Origin of the sequence: Streptomyces sp. CNQ085 (assembly GCF_022614595.1) — a bacterium.
Lineage (GTDB): Bacteria > Actinomycetota > Actinomycetes > Streptomycetales > Streptomycetaceae > Streptomyces.
The window spans coordinates 1-5717 of the sequence record NZ_JAJFAU010000011.1; the positions used below are offsets into that span (position 1 = coordinate 1).

Sequence of the window (5717 nt, forward strand, 5' to 3'; positions counted from 1 at the left end):
GCCTACAACGCCGCGACCGAGTCGCAGCGCGGCTGGGTCATCCCGGTGGAGATCACGGTCTACGAGGACCGCTCCTTCACCTTCATCACCAAGACCCCGCCGGCCGCGGCCCGCCGCCGTCGCCGCCGCCGCAGGAGCGGCGAGCCCGCCGAGCAGGAGGAGCGGGACGAACAGCCCGCCGCCGAGGCTGGTGAAGCCGCGGAGACCCGGGCCCGGGCCGGGACCGGAGCCGCCGAGGAGGGCGGCGAGGAGGACGAGGAGACCTACGGCCGGGGCGAGACGGACGAGGGCGAGGAGCGCCCCTCACGCCGCCGCCGCCGTGGCGGGCGCCGCCGCCGTCGCGGCTCCGACACCGAGGACGCCGGCGAGGGCGAGGAGGGCGACGAGACCCGCGAGAGCGCCGGCGAGGGCGGGGCGGTGGCCGATGGGAGCGGCCGGGAGGACGAGGAGCGGGGCGAGGGCACCGAGGAGCACCAGGGCGCCTCCAGCAGCACCTCGCGACGCCGCCGCCGTCGCCGCCGCAGCAGCGGCGAGGCCGAGCCCCAGGCAGCCGAGGCGGCCCAGGACGACCCGGAGCGCACGGTCGTCAAGGTGCGCGAGCCGCGGAAGAGGAGGGACGAGTCGTCCGAGAACGCCGACGGTGTGCAGTCCATCAAGGGCTCCACCCGTCTGGAGGCCAAGAAGCAGCGCCGTCGCGAGGGCCGTGAGCAGGGCCGCCGCCGCGTCCCGATCATCACCGAGGCCGAGTTCCTCGCCCGCCGTGAGGCGGTCGAGCGCGTCATGGTGGTCCGCCAGAGCGGCGAGCGCACCCAGATCGGGGTGCTGGAGGACGGCGTCCTCGTCGAGCACTTCGTCAACAAGGAGCAGGCCACCAGTTACGTCGGCAACGTCTACCTGGGCAAGGTCCAGAACGTCCTGCCGTCGATGGAGGCCGCCTTCGTCGACATCGGCAAGGGACGCAACGCCGTCCTGTACGCCGGTGAGGTGAACTTCGAGGCGCTGGGCCTGTCCGGCGGTCCGCGCCGCATCGAGACCGCGCTCAAGTCCGGCCAGTCCGTCCTGGTCCAGGTGACCAAGGACCCGATCGGCCACAAGGGCGCCCGGCTGACCAGCCAGGTCTCCCTCCCCGGCCGCTACCTGGTCTACGTGCCCGAGGGCTCGATGACCGGCATCAGCCGCAAGCTGCCGGACACCGAACGGACCCGGCTCAAGCAGATCCTCAAGCGGATCGTCCCCGAGGACGCGGGTGTCATCGTCCGCACCGCCGCCGAGGGAGCCAGCGAGGACGAGCTGCGCCGCGATGTCGAGCGGCTCCAGGCGCAGTGGGAGGACATCCAGAAGAAGGCCCGCAAGGGCGGTGCGCCGACACTGCTCTACGGCGAGCCGGACATGACCGTCCGGGTCGTCCGCGACATCTTCAACGAGGACTTCTCCAAGGTCGTCATCAGCGGCGACCAGGCGTGGGAGACGATCCACGGGTACGTCTCGCACGTCGCGCCCGACCTGGCCGACCGGCTCCAGCGCTGGACCTCCGAGGTGGACGTCTTCGCCACCTACCGGATCGACGAGCAGCTGATGAAGGCGCTGGACCGCAAGGTCTGGCTGCCCAGCGGCGGATCGCTGGTCATCGACCGCACCGAGGCGATGATCGTGATCGACGTCAACACCGGCAAGTTCACCGGCCAGGGCGGAAACCTTGAGGAGACGGTCACCAGGAACAACCTGGAGGCGGCCGAGGAGATCGTGCGCCAGCTCAGGCTGCGCGACCTCGGCGGCATCATCGTGATCGACTTCATCGACATGGTGCTGGAGTCCAACCGCGACCTGGTGATGCGGCGCCTGCTGGAGTGCCTGGGCCGCGACCGCACCAAGCACCAGGTGGCCGAGGTCACCTCGCTGGGACTGGTCCAGATGACGCGCAAGCGGGTCGGTCAGGGGCTGCTGGAGTCCTTCTCCGAGACCTGTGTGCACTGTAACGGCCGGGGCCTGACCGTCCACATGGACCAGGTGCACGCCCAGGGCGGTGGCGGTGGCGGCAAGCGCGGCAGGAAGAAGGGCAAGGCGCCGGCCCAGCAGCCCGAGACCCCCGTCGAGGTCCCCGCGCCCTCCGCGGAGGAGCCGGCGGCCGAGACGCTCGCCGAGGTGGCGGCGGAGGCCGCCGTGCCGGCCGCGCTGCCGGAGCCGGAGTTCGTCCCGGACGAGGACCTGTACAGCAGCGCGGCCGAGGCCGAGGAGGCCGCCCGGCGCGGCCGCAGGCGGCGGCGCGCAGGCGGTCGCAAGGTGTCGGCTCCGGCGGGTCCGCCGAGGGCGGCTGCTGAGGTGGAGGCCGCGGTGACGGTGGTTCCGGCTGCCGAGGAGGCGCCGCGGGCGCCCGTGGAGGAGTCGGCCGGGGCGACGGAGGAGCCCGCGGAGGCTCCGGCGCAGACCGCGGCTCCCGCGACAGCCGTGTCCGAGCCGGCCGCGGAGGAGGCCGCGCCGCGTACCCGGCGCCGTGGTGCGCGCAAGGTGTCGGCTCCGGCGGGTCCACCGAGGGCGGCTGCTGAGGTGGAGGCCGCGGTGACGGTGGTTCCGGCTGCCGAGGAGGCGCTGCGGGCGCCCGTGGAGGAGTCGGCCGAGATGGCGGAGGAGCCCGCGGAGGCTCCGGCGCAGACCGCTCCGCCGGCCCGCCCCCGCCGCCGCGTGGTGCGCCGTGCGGCGGCCCCGGCCGGATCCCCCGAGACGGCCGAGATCACCGAGCCCGCCGTCCCCTCCGCCGAGCCCGTGGCCTCTGTGGAGGAGCCGGTCGCCGAGGCGCCGGCCGAGGTTCCGGGGGAGACCCCCTCGGAACCGGTCGCGGAGGCCCCCGCCGAGGAGGCCGCTCCGGCGAAGAAGACCGCCCGCAAGACGGCCAAGAAGGCCGCCGCCAAGAAGACCGCGTCCACGGCGAAGAAGGCCACCGCCAAGACCACCGCCAAGAAGACGACGGCCAAGAAGACGGCGACCGAGAAGACCGCGGAGTCGGCGGCCAAGAAGAGGACGGCGGCGAAGAAGACCGCCGCCAAGAAGACGACCGCCAAGAAGACGGCCGCCAAGAAGACGGCCGCCCGCAGGACCGCGGCGGCCGAACAGCAGGACCCGCGGTCCGTCTCGGCTCCGGCCGAGGACTGACGGAAGGCGGACGACCGGCCCGGGACGCCCGTCGGCGTCCGGGGCCGGTTTGACCCCCCGCGACAAAGCCCCGTAACCTTGACCGTCGCGGCGTGTCGATGGACACGCCAGGCTCCTGAGCAAATCCCTCCACGCACTCCGCGAGGTGTCGCGTGAGCGCGAGGAGAGGCCGCTCAATCCACTCGGATCCGCACGGGCCCCGCCCGTGGCGAGCGGCTGGCATCAGGGGCCCCACCCACGAGCGAGAGAGAGTTCCGCGTGTACGCGATCGTGCGCACCGGCGGCCGCCAGCAGAAGGTGTCCGTCGGCGATGTCATTGAGGTTGACCGTATCTCCACCAGCAAGGTCGGCGACAGCGTCGAGCTCTCGACCCTGCTCATCGTCGATGGCGACGCGGTCACCAGCGACCCGTGGGTCCTGGCCGGCGTGAAGGTCCACGCCGAGGTCGTGGACCACCACAAGGGTGCCAAGATCGACATCATGAAGTACAAGAACAAGACCGGCTACCGCAAGCGGATCGGTCACCGTCAGCTGCACACCGCGCTGAAGATCACCGGTATCGACGCCCCGGCGACGAAGTAAGGGACTGAGGAGAGATGGCACACAAGAAGGGCGCATCGTCCACTCGGAACGGTCGCGACTCCAATGCCCAGCGGCTCGGCGTGAAGCGCTTCGGCGGTCAGGTCGTCAACGCGGGCGAGATCCTGGTCCGCCAGCGCGGCACCCACTTCCACCCGGGCTCCGGCGTGGGCCGCGGCGGCGACGACACCCTGTTCGCGCTGGCCGCCGGCGCGGTGCAGTTCGGCACCGCGCGTGGCCGCAAGGTCGTGAACATCGTCCCGGCCGCCGAGTAACCACCGGCCCCGGTACGACCCGCAGCACCCCCCGAGGGCGGACCGCCTCCCGTCCGTACGCGCCCCGCGCGTACGGACGGGGAAGCGGTTCCGCCCTCGGCGCGTTGTACGGAGGCGGCCCGCGCGGCGCCGCCCCCGTGATCCGCGGACTCGCGGATCGGCACCCGCACATCCCTCGAACACCAGCCTGGAGGCACCCGTCATGACCACCTTCGTGGACCGCGTCGAGTTGCACGTCGCCGCGGGTAACGGAGGCCACGGCTGTGCCTCCGTCCACCGTGAGAAGTTCAAGCCGCTGGGCGGCCCGGACGGCGGCAACGGCGGCCGGGGCGGGGACGTGATCCTCGTCGTCGACCAGTCCGTGACCACGCTGCTGGAGTACCACCACACCCCGCACCGCCGGGCGACCAACGGCAGGCCCGGCGAGGGCGGCAACCGCTCGGGCGCGGACGGCGGGGACCTGGTGCTGCCGGTCCCGGACGGCACGGTCGTCCTGGACCGGCGGGGCAACATGCTCGCCGACCTCGTCGGGCAGGGCACCACCTTCGTCGCCGGGCGCGGCGGACGCGGCGGCCTGGGCAACGCCGCGCTGGCCTCGGCCCGCCGCAAGGCGCCGGGCTTCGCGCTGCTGGGCGAGCCGGGGGAAACCCGCGACATCGTCCTGGAGCTGAAGACGGTGGCGGACGTGGCCCTGGTCGGCTATCCGTCGGCGGGCAAGTCCTCCCTGATCTCCGTCCTCTCCGCGGCCAAGCCGAAGATCGCCGACTACCCCTTCACCACCCTGGTGCCCAACCTGGGCGTGGTGACGGCGGGCGCGACCGTCTACACCATCGCCGACGTGCCCGGTCTGATCCCCGGGGCCAGCCAGGGCAAGGGCCTGGGCCTGGAGTTCCTGCGTCACGTGGAGCGATGCGAGGTCCTGGTGCACGTGCTGGACTGCGCGACACTGGAGTCCGAGCGCGACCCGGTCACCGACCTGGACGTCATCGAGGCCGAACTGGCCCAGTACGGCGGTCTGGACGGCCGTCCGCGCGTGGTGGTGCTCAACAAGGTGGACATCCCCGACGGGCAGGACCTGGCCGACATCATCCGCCCCGACCTGGAGGCGCGCGGTTACTCGGTCCTCGAGGTCTCGGCCGTCAGCCGCAAGGGGCTCAGGGAGCTGTCCTTCGCCCTGGCGGGGATCGTGGAGGAGGCGCGCGCGGCCAGGCCGGTGGAGGAGGCGACCCGTATCGTCATCCGCCCGCAGGCCGTGGACGACGCCGGCTTCACCGTCACGCGGGAGGGTGAGGGGTTCTTCCGGGTGCGCGGTGAGAAGCCGGAGCGCTGGGTGCGCCAGACCGACTTCAGCAACGACGAGGCCGTCGGCTACCTCGCCGACCGGCTCAACCGCCTCGGCGTCGAGGACGAGCTGATGAAGGCGGGCGCCCACGAGGGCGACGGCGTGGCCATCGGCTCGGAGGACAACGCGGTCGTCTTCGACTGGGAGCCCTCGGTGGCCGCGGGCGCGGAGATGCTCGGCCGCCGCGGCGAGGACCACCGCATGGACACCATCCGCCCGGCCGCCCAGCGCCGCCGCGACCGCGACGCGGAGCGCGACGAGGCTCTGCGCGCGTACGAGGGCTTCGATCCCTTCGAGGAGTAGTCACGAGTGGTCACGGCGCGGACGCCGGCAGCGGCGGTGGCCCCGCACCCTCTCTCCCGAGGGTGCGGGGC

4 protein-coding genes are annotated in these 5717 nt (G+C 72.9%); all 4 read left to right on the forward strand.

The annotated features are described in order from the left end of the window. Positions 1-3147, forward strand: a 3147-nt coding sequence (locus LJ221_RS03915; RefSeq protein WP_241713730.1) for an Rne/Rng family ribonuclease, incomplete at its 5' end; no start/stop codon positions are given. A gap of 258 nt (positions 3148-3405) precedes the next feature. Beyond that, entirely contained in the window at positions 3406-3729 is a 324-nt protein-coding gene (rplU, locus tag LJ221_RS03920; RefSeq protein ID WP_093654483.1) for a 50S ribosomal protein L21, read from the forward strand. A gap of 14 nt (positions 3730-3743) precedes the next feature. Next, the gene (gene rpmA, locus LJ221_RS03925) at positions 3744-4001 is read left to right on the forward strand and encodes a 50S ribosomal protein L27 (protein WP_241713732.1); all 258 of its coding nucleotides are present in this window, start codon (positions 3744-3746) and stop codon (positions 3999-4001) included. A gap of 202 nt (positions 4002-4203) precedes the next feature. Then, positions 4204-5646 carry a GTPase ObgE gene (gene obgE / locus LJ221_RS03930; RefSeq protein WP_241713733.1) on the forward strand — a complete coding sequence of 481 codons (1443 nt, stop codon included), beginning with the start codon at positions 4204-4206 and terminating at the stop codon, positions 5644-5646. Positions 5647-5717: the final 71 nt, after the last annotated feature.